Here is a 16,664-nt window from a genome sequence, read left to right on the forward strand (position 1 = left end):
GTACGGGACCCGCGAGGTACCGGGTGACGCCGCTGTCCACAACCGCTCGGTAGTCCACGTTTCCAGGCCATGATCCCTGCGCCGGGGCCCCGCGGAGGAACCTGAGCGCCATGCGGAAACTACTCACGGTGATGATGACGGGGGCGCTGTTTGCGCTGCTGGTACCTGCGGCCTGGGCGGGGGACGCCCGGTTCTGGCCGGTGGGCGAGCGGCCACGGGTGGTCCGGCCCTGGAACCCACCGGCTTCGCCCTACGCCCCCGGCCATCGCGGCGTCGACCTGACGGCCCCCATCGGCGCTCCCGTACGCGCGGTGGCCGACGGACGGGTCTCCTTCGCGGGCGAGGTCGCGGGCAGGGGCGTGCTCTCCGTCGCGCTCTCGGACACCGGCGACCCGCCGCTGCGCACGACGTACGAACCGGTGACGCCGCTGGTGAAACGGGGCGCCAAGGTCACGGCCGGCGAACCGGTGGCCACCCTCCAACTCCCCACGGCCCACTGCCCACCCACGGCCCGCTCGTGCCTCCACTGGGGCCTGCGCCGAGCCACGACATACCTGGACCCCTTGTCCCTCCTGGCCCCATCGACCCTCAGCGGACGCCCATCGAGGCTGCTGCCGGTGTGGGGGTGGGGGTGGACGTGGGCGTGGGGCTGAGGACGGGCCTTGGGCAATCCGCCACCCCGGCTCCCCCGCCTTGGGCAATCTGCCGCCTTGGGCGGCAGGGTGGGCAAGGCGGCACCCCGGTGCCGCGCGCTCAGGACGGCGGGCGCCGACCACGGCACCGCCACAGGACCCCGGTGCCGCGCACCACGAGCGCCGACCCCCGGGACGGACTCAGCCGCGAACGCCCCGCAGCGCCATCCCCACGGCCGCGTCCACGATCACACCAGGCTCCTCCGCCGCTCCCAGCTCAATCCTGCGCACGGCCGCGTCCACCACACCCTGAAGCAACATCGCGGCGAGCCGCGGCTGCGCATGCCCCATCTGTTCGAGCGCCTCGACGATCATCGCGACGAGCCCACCGTGCGCCGCCCGGATCTTCTCCCGCGCCCCCGAGTCCAGCTCACTCGCGGAGATGGCGACGACGGCACGGTGCCGCCGGTCCCCCACGAGCGCCAACTGCTCCCGCACATACGCCTCGACCTTGCCCTCGGGCGTATCGGCCCGCGCCATCCCGGCCTCGACCTCGGCGGCCCACACCGGGAAGTCGACCGCGCACAGCTCCTCGACCACGGCCGCGCGCGACTTGAAGTACTCGTAGACGGACGAGCGCGCGAGCCCCGTCCGCTCCGCGAGCGCGGGGAACGTCAGCGCGTCCGTCCCGCCCTCGGACAGCAGGGAACGCGCCGCGTCCAGAAGGGCGCCGCGCTGCATCGACCGGTGCTCGGCCACAGAGGCCGCTCGAATCCTAGGCACGTCTCCACTTTACGAAGATGCGGCCCGCGACGGGAGCCGCCGGGGCCTGCCGGGCCCTCGCGGCGGCGCACACACGGCAGGCACGATTCGCCTCCCGGCCCGGCAGCACGCCCCGTCAGCGCCCGAAACTCGCGAGCTTCGCCCGCAGCTGCAGCACGGACTTAGTGTGGATCTGGCTGACCCGGCTCTCCGTGACCCCGAGCACATTGCCGATCTCGGCGAGCGTCAGACCTTCGTAGTAGTAGAGCGTGACGACGGTCTTCTCGCGCTCCGGCAGCGTATTGATCGCCCGCGCCAGGAACCGCCGCAGCTCCCGGTCCTCCGCGACCTCCACCGGGTTGTCCGCGGCGTGGTCCTCGAGCGTGTCCAGGACGCTGAGCCGGTCCCCGCCGCCCTCGCCGCCGACGTGCAGCAGTTCCTCCAGCGCCACCACGTTCGCCAGCGACAACTGACTGAAAACCGCGTGCAGTTCCTCGAGCGCGACCCCCATCTCGGCCGCGACCTCGCTCTCCGAAGGAGTGCGCCGCAGCTGGGCCTCGAGGGTGGCGTAGGCCCGCTCGACGTTGCGCGCCTTCTGCCGCACGGAGCGGGGAATCCAGTCGAGCGCACGCAGTTCGTCGATCATCGCCCCGCGAATACGGGTGATCGCGTACGTCTCGAACTTGATCTCCCGCTCGATGTCGAACTTCTCGATCGCGTCGATGAGCCCGAAGACCCCCGACGAGACGAAGTCCGCCTGCTCCACATTGGGCGGCAGCCCCACGCTGACCCTGCCCGCCACGTATTTCACCAGCGGCGAGTAGTGCAGGATCAGCTGCTCTCGCAGCCGCTCGTCGCCCGTCTCCTTGTACGACCTCCACAGCTCCTCGAGGGAGGAGGGAGCCGGAGGCCGCACGCTGGAGCCGCGCGCGACGGGGGGTACCGCCGCCCGGTCGGACCCGGAGGTGTGTTGTGGCATGCGCCGCCTTGTGCCGTTCTGCTGCTGCGTACCCAGGAACCCGAAGGTGCTTGACGTACTGGTCGCTGTGATCGCTCTGCCTGTGAAGATGCCGTGTTGCCCGTCTGGTGATGACTGGTACCCGAGCTACCCACCTGATTCCGGATGGAGGGGACGAACCCGGATCCTGGTGAGCGTAGCGTGACTGGAGCGTCGCAGTGTGCGAAGGGTCGGAGATCACCGTTGCGCAGATACGTTCCCTTCGTCGACTCGCGTGGCCGGTTCCGACGCCCCGGCCGACCGGGGTGGAGCGCCAACTGCCGGAATTGCCAAGGTCATCGGGGGGTCATCCGGACGGCGCAACGCACCGCGTCAGCGCACCTCCCCTCCGGGAAAGACCGATTCGATCGCCTGGCGTGTCAACTGCCAGCCGCCGCCGTGTCGTTCGACGAACCCCAAAGAGCGCAGTTCGTACAGCCTCGCGATCGCCTCGTCCTTGGCCGTCCCCGCACCGCGGGCCGCCTCTGCGACGCCGCACGACCCGCGCGCGGGAAGCGCGGCGAGCACCCGCGCCGCTTCTGGTGGCAGCAGATCGCGGGGCAGCACCGGCCCACGGCGCTCGGGCGCGAGCTCCCCCATGTCCCCGACCAGCTCGACGACTTCCGCGGCGTCGGTCACGAGCACCGCCTCCTTGCGCAGCAGTTCATGCACTCCCGCGGAGACTCCGCTGGTCACGGGCCCCGGAACGCCCATCGCGTGCCTCCCCAGTCGCTGCGCCCAACGGGCCGTGCCCAGCGCGCCGCTGCGGTAGGCCGCCTCAACCACGACGGTTCCTCTGGTGAGCGCAGCGATCACCCGGTTCCTCAGGATGAACCGGCTGGGCGTCGGATGATCCCCGGGCGGCAACTCCCCGATCACGAGTCCCTGTTCCGCGACCCGGTCGATCAACTGGGTGTGCCCCCGCGGATAGATCCGGTCGAGGCCGCAGGCGAGCACGGCCACCGTCGCCCCGGCCGCCCCGAGTGCCCCGCGGTGCGCGGCCGCATCGACCCCGTAGGCCCCTCCCGAGACGACGACCCAGCCGCGCTCGGCGAGCCCCGCCCCGAGGCTCGCGCCCATCCGCACCCCGTAGTCCGTGCAGGCCCGCGCGCCCACCACGGCCACCGAGCGCAGCGCCCACATCCGCAGGCTGGGCCCGCCCCGCACCCAGAGCCCCACCGGCCGCCCGTCCCCCAGGTCGTCCAACTGTCCCGGCCACTCGGCGTCCCCCGGGCACAGGAACCGCGCCCCGGCCGCCGCCGCCCGCTCCAGGTCCCGCTCGGCCGGCGGCGCGTCCGCGGCCCGCGCGACGAGCCCCGCCCAACGCTCGTCCCGCACCCCGGGCAGCGGCCCCTCGGTCCCGCCTGCCTCGATGCGCCGCACCGTCTCCACGGCCCCGAACTCCCGCAGCCACCGTCCGGCGACCTCCCAGCCCGGCTCCACGATCCGCGTGAGCCGCGCCCGCGCGAGCCGCACCTCGTCGCCACCTTCCACGCCCATCACACCCCGCCCTTCCTCGCCGCCGCCCCGACCAGAGCCCCGACCCGCAGGGCCCCGTCCCCTGTCACGAACCCGCCCCGACCGTCATCGGCACCCCGCGCGAGATCCCGGTCCGCAGTTGCAGCGCGAGCGCCACGTGCTGGGCGAACGGACGGTCCCGCCCGGCGAGGTCGGCCGCGGTCCAGGCCACCCGCAACACCCGGTCGAGCCCCCGCGCAGTGAGGAAGCCGCGCTCCAGGTCGAGCTCCGCCTCGTCGAGGGCACCGGGCGCCGCGGGCCAGCGGGTGCGCAGGGCGTGGCCCGGCACCTCGCTGTTGGTCCGCCACGGGGTGTCCGCGAACCGGGCCGCGGCCCGCTGCCTGGCCTCCCGCACCCGGTCCGCGACGACCTTGGTGCTCTCGCCCCGCGGCCCGTACCCCGCCAACTCGTTGCGCGTGACGGCGTCCACCTCCACGCGCAGGTCGACCCGGTCGAGCAGCGGGCCCGAGAGCCGCGCCTGGTAGCGGCGGACCGTGGCCGGCGGGCAGTCGCACTCGCCGCCCAGCGCCCGGTACTGCCCGCAGGGGCAGGGGTTCGCGGCGAGCGCCATCAGGAACCGCGCGGGCAGCCGCACCACCCCGGCGCTGCGCGCGATGGTCACGTGCCCCGCTTCCAGGGGCTGGCGCAGGGCGTCGAGCGCCTGCCCGCTGAACTCGGGGGCCTCGTCGAGGAACAGGACGCCCCGGTGGGACAGCGACACCGCTCCCGGCCGGGCCACCCCGGGGCCGCCCCCGACGAGGGACTGCATGGTCGCCGAGTGGTGCGGTGCGCAGTACGGCGCGGTGTCGATCATCGACTTGCCCGGTGGCAGCATTCCCGCGACCGAGTGGATCGCCGTGACCTCCAGGGCCTCCTCGCGGGTGAGCGGCGGCAGGATGGCGGGCAGCCGCTCGGCCAGCATCGTCTTGCCCGCGCCGGGCGGCCCGGACAGCATCACGTGGTGGCCGCCCGCCGCCGCGACCTCGATCGCCGTGCGGGCGGACAGTTGCCCGACGACCTCCGCGAGATCGAGCCCGTGCCCGTCGTGCGCGGAGCCGCCGAGGCCCGTGCCGACGCCGCTGCCCGGCATGCACAGGCCGGCGAGCAGCTGATCGGGCCGCCCCGACTCGTCCGCCTCCTCCTCCGGCACCGGCGTGTCCGTGAGCACGGCGATGAGCTGGCGCAGGCTGCGCACGCCGAGGACCGACACACCCGGCACGAGGGCCGCCTCCCCTGCCGTGCACTCGGGGACCACCACCTGCTCGTAACCGGCGTCGGCCGCCGCGAGCACGGCCGGGAGCACGCCCCGCACCGGCCGCACCCGCCCGTCCAGGCCGAGCTCCCCGATCATCACGATGTCGGCGAGGATCTTCGGGTCGATCCGCTCGGCCGCACCGAGCACGGCGCAGGCGACGGCGAGATCGAAACCGGAACCGCCCTTGGGCACGGATGCCGGGCTCAGCCCCACCGTGAGCTTCTTCTGCGGCCAGTCGCCCCCGGAGTTGACCACCGCCGCCCTGACCCGGTCGCGGCTCTCCGTGAGGCTCTTGTCCGGCAGCCCCACGAGCGTGAAGGCGGCGATCCCCGGCTCCAAGTCCGCCTGCACCTCGACGACGACGCCCTCGACTCCCACGAGGGCCACGGAACACGTACGCGCGAAGCCCATCAGGACACCCCTCGCGCATGCTCGACGCGGGGCGCTCCACGCTCCGGCAGCAGGACGCCGACGAGGTCGATGCGGACGCCGCCGGGCGGCGCTCCCCCGTGCTCCTGCGCCCAGCGCTCGGCGAGATCGCGCAGCCGCGCCGCCTTGACCGGTGTGATCGCGGCCATCGGGTGCTCGAAGGCCCCGCCCGCGCCGCTCGGTCCGCTGCGTGTCTTGACCTCGCACACGACGATCGCGTCGCCGTCCCGCGCCACGATGTCGATCTCACCGGACCTGCCCGCGCGCCAGTTGCGCGCGAGCACCGTCATGCCGGCCTCGGTCAGCCGCCTCGCGGCCAGATCCTCGCCGTACTTCCCCAGTGCTCCCCGTGCGTTCACGTCGGCACCACCTCCGGCACCCACGCTGACGCGCGGGCCGGAAAGAAGTGGATCTTGGTGAACTACCTACGGGTTGTGGAAAACTCAGCCACTCGGAAGTTCGAGGTCGCTCTTGTTCAGCTCCTCGATGTTCACGTCCTTGAACGTGAGCACCCTGACCTGCTTCACGAATCGAGCGGGCCTGTACATGTCCCAGACCCAGGCGTCCGCCATCGACACCTCGAAGAACACCTCGCCCTGGACCGAGTGCACCTGCATCTCGTAGTCATTCGTGAGGTAGAAGCGCCGCTCGGTCTCGATAACGTATTTGAACAGACCGACGACGTCGCGGTACTCCCGGTAGAGCTTCAGCTCCATCTCGGTCTCGTACTTCTCGAGGTCCTCGGCGCTCATGGCATGTTCCCCTTCAGCCGTGCGTCCCCCTATTGTGCGCCAGCCTCGTGCGTCTCTAGACGATTTCCGTGTCGAGGACCTCGGGCCGGCTCGGGGGACCTTCGTCGAGCAGCCGCTTCAGCAGCCCGGCGAGTCTGGTCGGATACACCGTCTCATGCGCCTCGGCCAGTTCCCGGCACGTCCACCAGCGTGCTCCCGCGACGCTGCGGCGCTCCAGATCGGTCAGGCCCGTCCCATTGAGCTCCCCCAGCTCCGCCGAGGCCTTCCTCGTACGGGCCAGGAAGTACCACTCGTCCTGGTCCCAGCGTCGACCGTCGAAGGGGAAGGAGCAGATCCGCTGCCACAGCACAGGCCCCAGTTCGACGTCGGTGATGCCGGTCTCCTCTGCCAGTTCCCGCAGGGCGGCCTCTTCACGCGTCTCGTCGCCCTCCAGGCCGCCGCCCGGCGTGAACCACCAGTCGTCCGCCGTGTCGCCCGGCTCGTGCCCGTGCAGGAGCAGGATCCGCCCCTCCGGGTCGAGCAGGACGACGCGGGCGACCTTGCGCAGTTCGCTGCCGGGTTCAGACACGGGCCGGCTCCGGGGACGTGCCGCGCGAGCGCCGCGAGCGCTTCGCGATCGGCCCGTACGCCGCTCCGCCGAGCACCAGTACGGCGCCCGCCACGATGGCCGCGAGGACCGTCTTCACCGGGCCCGGCTGCGAGATGCCACCCGGCAGCGCCTCGAACCCGGTCGGCTTCTGCATCCCGGCCATGGGCCACGCCAGGGCGTCCACCCGGCCCTGTACGGCACCGCGCTCCACCGAGCCGTTCTCGCTGTCACCGATGTGCGCGCTGGAGTCCAGGGAGTCGGAGCGGTGGTCGCCGAGCAGGAAGAGCCGGCCCTGCGGGACGGTCGTGTTCCTGATGCCGGTGAGGGAGGCGCTCTCGCCCTTCGGAAGGTAGGGCTCGTCGATCTGCTCGCCGTTCACGGTCAGCTTGCCCTGCGTGCAGCAGGCGATCTTGTCACCGCCGACGCCGACCACGCGCTTGACCATCGGAACGTTTCCCCAGGAGTTCTCCTGGAAGACGACGACGTCGCCGCGCTTGACCTCGCTGCCGTCGATCCGCTCCGCGAGCACCCGGTCACCCGCCTTGATCGTCGGGTCCATGGAGTCGGTGGGCACGGTGTACGGCTGGTACAGGATGGCGCCCCAGACGAACCCGCCGAGGAACAACACACAGCCGAGGGCCACGGCTATGCCGGACAGCGCGCTGCCGACCTTGCCGTGACCCTCATTCGTACGACGCGTCCTGCTCATCCCAGTTGCTCCCGCGGTTCGGAGAAGTCGATCTCGTCGAACCAGCCCCGGAACGGTGCGGACCACGGAAGATCGGCGATCTGGGACGGCACCCTACCGGGAGCCACCAGCCGCAGAAACCCTGGTGTTCCCGTCGGTAACGCGCTGATTGATCTTGCGCCTGCGCCACAGCACCAGCGGCGCCGCACCCGCGAGTCCGAGCGCGCCCGGAGCCACGTTCGCCACGGCATTGAGGCCGGACTGGTCGAAGGTGTCCGGCACCGGCAGCGTCGACCAGTGCGTGGGCGGCCAGGCTACGACGATGGCGCGGCCCACGACGTTGTCCACGGGGACGAAGCCGCCGTTCTTGTCGTTCTGGTGGTAGCGGGAGTCCATGGAGTCCTGGCGGTGGTCACCCATGACCCAAACTTTGCCCTCGGGAACCTTCACCTTGAACGTTCCACCGGCGTTGTCGTCGCTGCACGGGGTGTTGCCCGGGTACACGTAAGGCTCGTTGAGCACCTTGCCGTTGATCTTGAGCGGGCCCGTGCCGTTGCACTCGACGGTGTCGCCACCGACGCCGACGACGCGCTTGATGAGGTCCTTCTCGTCGGCCGACGGCATCAGGCCGATCCAACTGAGCACCGTCTGCACCGCGTTCGGCTCCGGTGTCGGCTCGCCCTCAAGCCAGCTCGCCGGGTCGTGGAAGACGATGACCTCGCCGCGCTCCGGCTCCGAACCGAACCACGGGGTGAGCTTGTCGACCAGGACGCGGTCGCCGATCTTCAGCGTGTTCTCCATCGACGCCGAAGGGATCGAGAACGCCTGGACCAGGAACGTCTTGATGACGAGCGCCAGGATGAGCGCGATGCCGATGAGGAGCGGCAGTTCCTTCCAGAAGGAACGCTGCTTCTTGGAGCCGCCCGTCGACCCGCCGCTCGACTCCGCCTCGCGCAGGGGATCGGCCGTCACGGCGTCACCCGCGCCCGTCGGCCCCAGACCCGCCGCGTCGTCGGATCGCCCGGGCTCCTCTTCGGGACCATGCCCTGACCGTGCGCCGACCGCCAAGTCCCCCACATCCACTCCTCACTCCGTGCCGCCGCCTGATCCGTATCCGATGCAGGCCCACCACTCCCATAACGAGCGGGAGTTCCGCAGGGGTCGGGAGGGGGACAAATCCGTCCGAATCCAAAGCGTTCGAGCCCGGTCCGGCACCGTACGTGGAGGCCACCCTATGCGACGTTCCTGAGGCGGCGGACGACCCGTCTCCTTGCGCGTCGGCGACGGCGGCGAAGGTCGGGGGCTCCGACAGCGAGGCCCAGTGGCCGATCGGCCACCCGATGAACCTGGCCCGCCCGACGACGGACTCCTCGGACACCGTCCCGTTGAACGCCTCGGTGAGGTGATAGCGGGAATCCGCCGAGTTGGCGCGGTGGTCGCCCATCACGAACAGGCGCCCCTTGGGCACCTTCACCGAGAAGTCGAACTTCGAGGGGGCGTTGCCGGGATGGATGTACGCACGCTCTTCGAGCGGTGTCCCGTTGACCGTGACGCGGCCCTGTTTGTCGCAGCACTTCACGGTGTCGCCCCCGACGCCCACGACGCGCTTGATGAGGTCGCGTTCGTTGTCGGACGGCAGCAGCCCGATCCAGGTCAGGCCTTCCTTGACCTGCTTCACCCCGACCGGGGCTTCCTTCTTCGGAGCGGCCTCCTGCTCGAGCCACTTCCCCGGGTCGTTGAAGACGACGACGTCGCCGCGCTGCACCTGCGCGCCGAACCAGGGGGTGAGCTTGTCGACCAGGACCCGGTCGCCGATCTTGATCGTCTGCTCCATGGAGCCCGACGGGATCACGAAGGCCTGCACCAGGAACGTCTTCAGGACGAGGGCGATGGCCAGGGCCACGCCTATCAGGAGAGGTATCTCCTTGAGCACGGAGCGCCTGCGACGGCGCTTCACCTTGCGGGCGAGCTTGCGCCGCTCGGCCCTGCCCTGCTGCTCGGGGCCGCTGGTGGGCCGGCTGCCGGTGGGCAGCCGCTCGTCGCCGCGGTGGCTGCGTGATTTGCCCCGCCTACCCATGGGCGCCGCCGGGTGCGGGCACGCGCGCGTAGACGTCCGTACGGGACAGGGAGTGCCAGTGCCCGGTCGGCCACGCGATCCACTCGGCCCTCCCGATCACCTGGTCCACCGGGACGAAGCCGCCGCCGGGCGCGCCCAGGTAGTCGCGGGAGTCACGGGAGTCGCTGCGATGGTCACCGAGCAGGAAGAGGGTGCCTTCGGGGACCACGATGTCGAACCGCACCTTCGAGGGCGCGTCCGCGGCGTGCAGCACGGCCCGCTCGTCCACGGACTTCCCGTTCACCTCGAGCCTCCCCTTGCTGTCGCAGCAGGCCACCCGGTCTCCCCCCGTGCCCACGACGCGCTTGATGTAGTCGCCCTCGCCGAAGTACCCGCTGCCGTCGAAGACGACCACGTCGCCACGGGTCGGCTCGGCACCGAAACGGTACGCCAACTTATTTACGAGAACGCGGTCCCCGACCCTCAATGTGCTCTCCATGGAGCCGCTGGGGATCTGGAACGGCTGCATCACAAAGACACTGAGGGCCAGCAGGAGCGCCAGGCACAGCAGCAGGCTCAGGGTGATGCGGCCGCCCGGCAGCCAGTCGACCACCCCGGAGAGCAAAGAGGAGCGCGACCGGTCCTCCTCGCCCTGTGAGGTGTTCTCATGGGGCTCGGAGGAGCGGTCGCGCTCCTCGTGCTGTGCTTCGGTGTCCATCGAGGCCAGATGCTATCCGGCTGCCCTGTGGACGCCGCAGGCGAGATGCGCCGGCGCCCTCTGGGGGCGCCGAGCGACTCAGTTCTCGCGCTTCTCCTTGATCTTCGCGGCCTTGCCGCGCAGGTCACGGAGGTAGTACAGCTTGGCGCGGCGGACGTCACCCTTGGTGACGAGCTCGATCTTCTCGACGATCGGCGTGTGCACCGGGAAGGTGCGCTCGACGCCGACGGAGAAGGAGACCTTGCGGACCGTGAAGGTCTCGCGGACGCCGGCGCCCTGGCGGCGGATGACTACGCCCTTGAACTGCTGCACACGGGAGCGGTTGCCCTCGATGACGCGGACGTGGACGTTGACGGTGTCGCCGGGGCGGAAGGCCGGGACGTCGCTGCGCAGCGACGCGGCGTCGACGGAGTCGAGCAGGTGAGACATGATCGTCTGCTTTCTTCGCCGATGCCACAGGTCATCGACGGGAGGTAAATGATGAGTTTCGGTAGCTGATCGCGTCGGACCTTGCGTCGTTCCCCCTGTGGCAGGGGCGCAGGTTGGACGTACAGCAGCGGCCTATTCTTCCACGACCTCGGGCGTCGGCCCAAATCGTCCGTCGGGACGCGGCCCCCAGCCCAGGATCGAGAGCATTTCGCGGTCCTTCTTGTCGAAGGCCTTCGGGTCGGTGCGCTCGATCAGATCGGGCCGGTTGCGCGTGGTGCGGCGCAGCGCCTCGTCGCGGCGCCAGCGCGCGATCTTGCCGTGATGGCCGCTGAGCAGCACGTCGGGGATGTCCCGGCCGCGCCACTCAGGAGGCTTCGTGTAGACGGGCCCCTCCAGGAGGTTGGCCATGGCGCCCGGCGCGAAGGAGTCGTCCTCGTGCGAGGCGGAGTTGCCGAGGACGCCGGGCAGCAGCCGCGCCACGGCCTCCGTGATCACGAGCACGGCGGCCTCTCCGCCCGCGAGGACATAGTCGCCGATGGAGATCTCGTAGACCGGCATCCGGGTCGCGTACTCGTCGATGACGCGGCGGTCGATGCCCTCGTAGCGCGCGGGCGTGAAGACCAGCCAGGGGCGCTCGGAGAGCTCCACCGCGAGTTCCTGGGTGAAGGGGCGCCCGGAGGGCGTGGGAACGACCAGGACGGGCCCCTGGGCCCCGCTCTCGTACCCTTCGGCGAGCACGTCGTCGAGGCAGTCGCCCCACGGCTCGGTCTTCATGACCATGCCGGGGCCGCCACCGTAGGGGGTGTCGTCGACCGTGTTGTGCCGGTCGTGGGTCCACTGCCGCAAGTCGTGCGCGTGGACGTCGAGTTGACCACGCGCGCGTGCCTTGCCGACGAGGGAGACGTTCAACGGTTCCAGGTACTCGGGGAAGATCGTGACGACGTCGAGCCTCATGCGCCCTCCTCCTCCGCATCGTCGCGGGAGGACGCGATCTCGGCGCGGTCGTCGATCAGGCCGGGCGGCGGGTCGATGACGGCCTTCTGCTCCTCGAGGTCGATCTCGGTGACGATCTCCTCGACGAACGGGATCATGACCTCGCTGCCGTCGGGCCGCTCCACGATGAACAGGTCCTGCGAGGGCAGGTGTGAGATCTCCGTGATCCGGCCGACCTCGGTGCCGTCGACCGTGACGACGTCGAGGTCCATCAGCTGGTGGTCGTAGAACTCGTCCTCTTCCTCGGGCAGTTCCTCGGGGTCCACCTCGGCGATCAGGAGGGTGTTGCGCAGCGCCTCGGCCGCGGTCCGGTCGCGTACGCCCTCGAAGCGCAGCAGCAGCCGGCCGCTGTGCACCCGGCCGGTCTCGATGGTGAGCGGCCCCGTGGCGGCCGGGTCGGTGGCGAGTCGCGCGCCGGGGCCGAGCCGCAGCTCGGGCTCGTCGGTGCGCACCTCGATGGTGACCTCGCCCTTGATGCCGTGGGCGCGGCCGATGCGCCCCACTACCAACTGCACGTCGGAAACTCTCCTGTCAGCCCGCCAAGGGGCACAAACGAATCGGGCCGGGGACGGCTCGTAAGCCCTCCCCGGCCCGAGCCGGTGTTCAACTTTTCTCAGCGAACCTGGTCGACGTCGACGAGGTCGACGCGGACACCACGGCCGCCGATGGCACCCACGACGGTACGCAGGGCGCGCGCGGTGCGGCCGTTGCGGCCGATCACCTTGCCGAGGTCGTCGGGGTGGACCCGGACCTCGAGGACGCGGCCCCGGCGCAGGTTGCGCGAGGCGACCTGCACGTCGTCGGGGTTGTCGACGATGCCCTTCACGAGGTGCTCAAGAGCCTCCTCGAGCATGCTCAGGCCTCGGTCGACTCGGACGGGGCCTCGGCCTCGTCCTTCTTCTCAGCCTTCTTCTTCTGGGTGATGGCCTCACCCTTGGGCTCGTCCTCGGTGGCCAGCGCCTCGAAGGAGGGGCGGGCGGCCTTCGGCTCGGCGACCTTCATCGGCGCGGGGGCCGGCAGACCCTTGAACTTCTGCCAGTCACCGGTGACCTTGAGGATGGCCGCGACCGGCTCGGTCGGCTGCGCGCCGACACTCAGCCAGTACTGGACACGCTCGGAGTCGACCTCGATGCGCGAGGGGTTCTGCACCGGGTGGTACAGGCCGATCTCCTCGATCGCACGGCCGTCACGGCGGGTGCGGGAGTCGGCGACGATGATGCGGTAGTGAGGCGAACGGATCTTGCCCAGACGCTTCAGCTTGATCTTGACTGCCACGGGTGTGGTGTCTCCTGGTCTTGACGTGGGTGGGCACGGCGAGATTGCCGCGTGGGGTTGCGGTACCCGAGTGCCCGATGGACGCGTCAGCCGGAGGAGAGAGGGGTCCTGTGCGACTGTCGAGTACAGCTAGCCATTGTGCCATACGTCTCTGGAGCGGCCGAATCGCCGTCGGCCATCCCACCGGGCCCCACCAGGAGCGGCGCGCTCACCCCACCGCGGCACCGACGACTTCCGGGATGCGGAACGGCTTTCCGCAGCCGCCGCACATGATCGGGGCCTGCGCGAGCACCGACGGCACGACTCTGACGTTGCGCCCGCAGTCGCAGACCGCCTTGACGCGGACGCCGCCCCCGGAGGAGCCGTGCCGCGCGGCGGGGCCGCGGAAGCTGCGCTTGGTGTCCGCGGCCGTCGCCACGGTGTGCGCCTTCAGGGCGCGCTGGATCCGCTCGATCGTCTGCCGGTAGCGCTGCTTCGCCTCCGGGTTGAGCGTGACCAGTGAGAAGCCACTGCTGGGGTGCGGCTCCTCGGGGTGGTCGAGGCCCAACTCCTCGGCGATGGCCAGGAATCTGCGGTTGTGGTAGCGGCCGGCGCGCGATGTGTCGCGGATTCCGCGCGCGGCTGCGATGCCGTGGACTGCCTCGTGAAGGAGTCGCTCGAAGGAGAGCTCGCGTCCACAGGCGGACGACGACTCGCCGATCAGGGATTCGGGCGCGGCAAGATCCGGCAGCTCGGGGTGGTGCCGCTGAATGTCGGCCCACGCCCCTGCCAGCTCTGCGGCGAGAACAGGTGGTGTCGTGCTCACGTCGTGACAACGAGCCGGGGTGCCTCCGTGTTCCTATTCCGGGGCATCCCAAATATTTTGCACGTACCAGTCAGTTCCCGCTGATGCGTCCCGAGGAGGGCGGGTGCGCAGATGTACGGAGAAGGCGCACAGCTCGCACCAAGGTGGTGCGTAGTGGCATGTACGCCTTTCCGGCGTTCTTCCGTGCGTGCCTAGTACGCGCGTGCCACGACCGCGACGTTACCGGCCGCGTCGTCGGCGTCCGGCACCGCCCCTTCGGGGGTGAGCAGACACCGTACGGAGACGCCGTGCCCGGCGAGCTCGTTCTCGCCCGCCTCCCCGAGGGTGGCCCACGGGATGCGCGCCCAGCCGCCGTCCGCGGTGACCTCCAGAGCCTCGGCGACCGTGGTCGCATCCGCCGTCCGCAGCTGCCGCCGCTCCCGTGACTGCGCGAGCAGCAGCGCCTGGTCCTCCTCCAGGATCTTGGGCAGCACCGCGACCAGCGCCTCCAGGGCGACCGGAGTCTTGCCGCCCGGGATGCGCCGGGCGAGCATCGCCGTGCCGTTCTCCAGGTCGCGGGGCCCGACCTCGACGCGTACGGGCACGCCCTTCAGCTCCCAGTCGACGGCGCGGCGCCCGAAGGGGGTGTCGGTGCGGTCGTCCACCTGGACGCGGATTCCCGCCTTCTTAAGGAGGTCGCCGATTTCGCGCACCTTGCGGAGCACCGCCTCGTCGTCCTTGACGGCGAGCACGACGACCTGGGTGGCGGCGAGGCGGGGCGGGACGCGCAGCCCGTTGTCGTCGCCGTGCATCATCACCAGCGCGCCGATCATGCGGGTCGTGGAGCCCCAGGAGGTCTGCCAGACCAGTTCCTCCGCGCCGTCCTTGGACAGGTAGCGGGTGTTGAACGCCTTGGCGAAGTTCTGGCCGAGTTCGTGGCTCGTACCCATCTGGAGGGCCTTGCCGTCGCCCATCATCCCTTCGAGGGTGAGGGTGTTGATCGCCCCGGCGAAGCGCTCCTTGGGCGTCTTGCGGCCCAGCAGGACGCCCATCGCGAGGACGTTCTCCATGAAGTCCGCGTAGACGTCCCGGTGGATGCGCGCCGCGAAGTCGCGCGCCTCCTCGTAGGTCGCGTGCGCCGTGTGGCCCTCCTGCCAGAGGAACTCCGTCGTACGCAGGAAGAGGCGGGGCCGCAGTTCCCAGCGGACCACGTTCGCCCACTGGTTGATGAGCAGCGGCAGGTCCCGGTAGCTCTGCACCCACTTGGCGAAGGAGGCGTTGACGATCATCTCCGAGGTGGGGCGGACGACGGCGGGCTCCTCCAGCTCCTTGCCGCCGCCGTGCGTGACCACGGCCAGCTCGGGCGCGAAGCCCTCGACGTGGTCGGCCTCCTTGGTGAGGTACGACTGCGGGATCAGGAGCGGGAAGTACGCGTTCTGCGTGCCCGTCTCCTTGATGCGGTCGTCCATCTCCCGCTGCATCCGCTCCCACAGGCCGTAGCCGTACGGTCGGATGACCATGGTGCCGCGCACCGGACCGTTGTCGGCCAGCTCGGCCTTGGTGATCAGGTCCTGGTACCAGCGCGGAAAGTCTTCCGACCGGGGCGTGAGAACGCGGGTTTTGGCCATGGCGCGGATGCTACGGCGCGGGCGGTGGGGCACTCGAATCCTTTTCGCCCGTATGCCCGCGGCCACCCGGGTGCGCCCGTCATATGACCTCCAGGGGGCGCACGACGGTGCACACGCGCATTGTCGCCACGCCTGCCAAACACCCCCTAGACGCGGCGGACATTGCGGAGTTCTCTGGCATACGGGGGGGGAGTGCGAGCAGCGCGCGAACACGGCCGGGCGCCACGCGAACGGCCGGGCGGCACGAAGACAACTCTCGGCATCTCTCGGTGGATTGGGGCACTTTCGATGACACCTACGCTCGTGCGGCGGCACCTCCCTCACGCGGCCCCCGCGCCGCGGACGGACTTGTGCGCACGCGCGCGTGACTGGGCGGAGATTCAGGAGCGGATGCTGGTGCCGCTCTACGAAGCGGTGTACGAGCGTCTGGAGGTCGGTCCGGGCACCCGGCTCCTCGGGCTCGACTGCGGCTCCGGGCTCGCGCTCCTCATGGCGGCCTCGCGCGGGGCCGCCGTGACCGGCGTCGAGCCCTCGGAGCCCGAGCGCCTCACCCTGGCCGAGGAGCGGTTGCTGCCCGACGCGTCCCGGCCGCGGGAGGCCGCGGACGCCCGGCTCACGACGGCCGACGCCGCCGACCTCACCGCGACCGATCCCGGCGGAACCCCGTACGACGTGATCACCGACTTTCAGCCGATCGGGTGTGTGGCCGGGGACTCCGAGGGGCTCTCCGCGCGCCTGGAGAGCGTGGCTCCGCTGGCGGGCCGGGGCGCGGCCGTGGTGCTGGTCGGCTGGGGTCCTCCGGAGCGCTGTGCCACGTCGTCCGTCCTCCGGGTGGCCACGAAGCTCGCGGACCCTCTGCGCAGTACGGGCAGTTGGCGGCCGGCGCTCCGTGACGACCTGGAGGAGGTCGCCCAGCGGGCGGGGCTGCGGCCCGACGGCTCCGGCCGGGTCGCGTGCCCCTTCGGGTACGCGGACGCCGAGAGCGCGGTGCGCGGCCTGCTGTCGACGGGCCTGTTCGACGCCGCGGTGGGGGCGACGGATCCGGCGCAGGTCGACAAGGAGGTGTCCGAGGCGCTGCAGGCGTATGTGCGCGGCGACGGGACCGTATGGATGCCCAACGTCTTCAGGTACCTGATCGCCCGCACGCCATGAGCAGGCC

The 16,664-nt window shown here is 70.8% G+C and carries 20 protein-coding genes; 2 read left to right on the forward strand and 18 right to left on the reverse strand.

What is annotated here, in order from left to right:
• Positions 1-131 precede the first annotated feature (131 nt).
• Positions 132-653, forward strand: coding sequence for a murein hydrolase activator EnvC family protein (locus tag ACFV9W_RS17025; protein WP_385761364.1), 522 nt, complete (start codon positions 132-134; stop codon positions 651-653).
• A 180-nt stretch (positions 654-833) separates the two neighbouring features.
• On the opposite strand, the gene ACFV9W_RS17030 is transcribed toward ACFV9W_RS17025, so the two are convergent.
• From ACFV9W_RS17030 to proS, 18 genes are all read right to left on the reverse strand, one after another.
• Complete coding sequence (locus tag ACFV9W_RS17030; protein ID WP_385761367.1) at positions 834-1,391, reverse strand: TetR/AcrR family transcriptional regulator; 558 nt, start codon at positions 1,389-1,391, stop codon at positions 834-836.
• Between the two features lie 139 nt (positions 1,392-1,530).
• Entirely contained in the window at positions 1,531-2,373 is an 843-nt protein-coding gene (gene whiG, locus ACFV9W_RS17035) for an RNA polymerase sigma factor WhiG (RefSeq protein WP_385761161.1), read from the reverse strand.
• Between the two features lie 351 nt (positions 2,374-2,724).
• Positions 2,725-3,891 carry a DNA-processing protein DprA gene (gene dprA / locus ACFV9W_RS17040; protein WP_385761164.1) on the reverse strand — a complete coding sequence of 389 codons (1,167 nt, stop codon included), beginning with the start codon at positions 3,889-3,891 and terminating at the stop codon, positions 2,725-2,727.
• A gap of 64 nt (positions 3,892-3,955) precedes the next feature.
• Complete coding sequence (locus ACFV9W_RS17045; protein ID WP_385761167.1) at positions 3,956-5,575, reverse strand: YifB family Mg chelatase-like AAA ATPase; 1,620 nt, start codon at positions 5,573-5,575, stop codon at positions 3,956-3,958.
• Complete coding sequence (locus tag ACFV9W_RS17050; protein ID WP_385761169.1) at positions 5,575-5,952, reverse strand: YraN family protein; 378 nt, start codon at positions 5,950-5,952, stop codon at positions 5,575-5,577. Before ACFV9W_RS17050 ends, ACFV9W_RS17045 begins: the two co-directional genes overlap by 1 nt.
• Positions 5,953-6,036: 84 nt before the next feature.
• Positions 6,037-6,345, reverse strand: coding sequence for a DUF2469 domain-containing protein (locus ACFV9W_RS17055; RefSeq protein ID WP_003993268.1), 309 nt, complete (start codon positions 6,343-6,345; stop codon positions 6,037-6,039).
• A 55-nt stretch (positions 6,346-6,400) separates the two neighbouring features.
• Positions 6,401-6,913, reverse strand: a complete 513-nt coding sequence (locus ACFV9W_RS17060; RefSeq protein ID WP_385761171.1) for an NUDIX hydrolase — start codon at positions 6,911-6,913, stop codon at positions 6,401-6,403.
• Entirely contained in the window at positions 6,906-7,643 is a 738-nt protein-coding gene (gene lepB, locus ACFV9W_RS17065) for a signal peptidase I (protein WP_385761174.1), read from the reverse strand. The genes ACFV9W_RS17060 and lepB (ACFV9W_RS17065) overlap by 8 nt, the downstream gene beginning before the upstream one ends.
• A 93-nt stretch (positions 7,644-7,736) precedes the next feature.
• Positions 7,737-8,699: a signal peptidase I gene (lepB, locus tag ACFV9W_RS17070; RefSeq protein ID WP_385761177.1), complete on the reverse strand. Its 963-nt coding sequence runs from the start codon at positions 8,697-8,699 to the stop codon at positions 7,737-7,739.
• On the reverse strand, positions 8,599-9,699 hold the full coding sequence (gene lepB, locus ACFV9W_RS17075) for a signal peptidase I (protein ID WP_385761179.1): 1,101 nt from the start codon (positions 9,697-9,699) through the stop codon (positions 8,599-8,601). The genes lepB (ACFV9W_RS17070) and lepB (ACFV9W_RS17075) overlap by 101 nt, the downstream gene beginning before the upstream one ends.
• Positions 9,692-10,396, reverse strand: a complete 705-nt coding sequence (lepB, locus tag ACFV9W_RS17080) for a signal peptidase I (RefSeq protein WP_385761182.1) — start codon at positions 10,394-10,396, stop codon at positions 9,692-9,694. Before lepB (ACFV9W_RS17080) ends, lepB (ACFV9W_RS17075) begins: the two co-directional genes overlap by 8 nt.
• 78 nt (positions 10,397-10,474) lie before the next feature.
• Entirely contained in the window at positions 10,475-10,825 is a 351-nt protein-coding gene (rplS, locus tag ACFV9W_RS17085; RefSeq protein ID WP_031485105.1) for a 50S ribosomal protein L19, read from the reverse strand.
• A gap of 132 nt (positions 10,826-10,957) precedes the next feature.
• Positions 10,958-11,779 (reverse strand): tRNA (guanosine(37)-N1)-methyltransferase TrmD, encoded by an 822-nt coding sequence (gene trmD, locus ACFV9W_RS17090; protein WP_385761185.1) that lies wholly within the window; start codon positions 11,777-11,779, stop codon positions 10,958-10,960.
• Positions 11,776-12,333, reverse strand: coding sequence for a ribosome maturation factor RimM (rimM, locus tag ACFV9W_RS17095; protein WP_385761188.1), 558 nt, complete (start codon positions 12,331-12,333; stop codon positions 11,776-11,778). Before rimM ends, trmD begins: the two co-directional genes overlap by 4 nt.
• Positions 12,334-12,431: 98 nt before the next feature.
• Positions 12,432-12,671 (reverse strand): RNA-binding protein, encoded by a 240-nt coding sequence (locus tag ACFV9W_RS17100; protein WP_014176063.1) that lies wholly within the window; start codon positions 12,669-12,671, stop codon positions 12,432-12,434.
• Positions 12,672-12,673: 2 nt separating this feature from the next.
• A complete protein-coding gene (gene rpsP / locus ACFV9W_RS17105; protein WP_385761190.1) occupies positions 12,674-13,093 on the reverse strand; it encodes a 30S ribosomal protein S16 in 420 nt (139 codons plus the stop codon).
• Between the two features lie 208 nt (positions 13,094-13,301).
• Positions 13,302-13,898 carry a hypothetical protein gene (locus ACFV9W_RS17110; protein ID WP_306318724.1) on the reverse strand — a complete coding sequence of 199 codons (597 nt, stop codon included), beginning with the start codon at positions 13,896-13,898 and terminating at the stop codon, positions 13,302-13,304.
• A 191-nt stretch (positions 13,899-14,089) separates the two neighbouring features.
• Positions 14,090-15,505, reverse strand: coding sequence for a proline--tRNA ligase (proS, locus tag ACFV9W_RS17115; RefSeq protein WP_385761192.1), 1,416 nt, complete (start codon positions 15,503-15,505; stop codon positions 14,090-14,092).
• Positions 15,506-15,793: 288 nt separating this feature from the next.
• Between proS and ACFV9W_RS17120 the strand changes: the two genes are divergently transcribed.
• Positions 15,794-16,657, forward strand: a complete 864-nt coding sequence (locus tag ACFV9W_RS17120) for a class I SAM-dependent methyltransferase (protein ID WP_385761194.1) — start codon at positions 15,794-15,796, stop codon at positions 16,655-16,657.
• Positions 16,658-16,664: the final 7 nt, after the last annotated feature.

The sequence above is a fragment of the Streptomyces sp. NPDC059897 genome (assembly GCF_042730865.1).
Classification (GTDB): Bacteria; Actinomycetota; Actinomycetes; order Streptomycetales; family Streptomycetaceae; genus Streptomyces.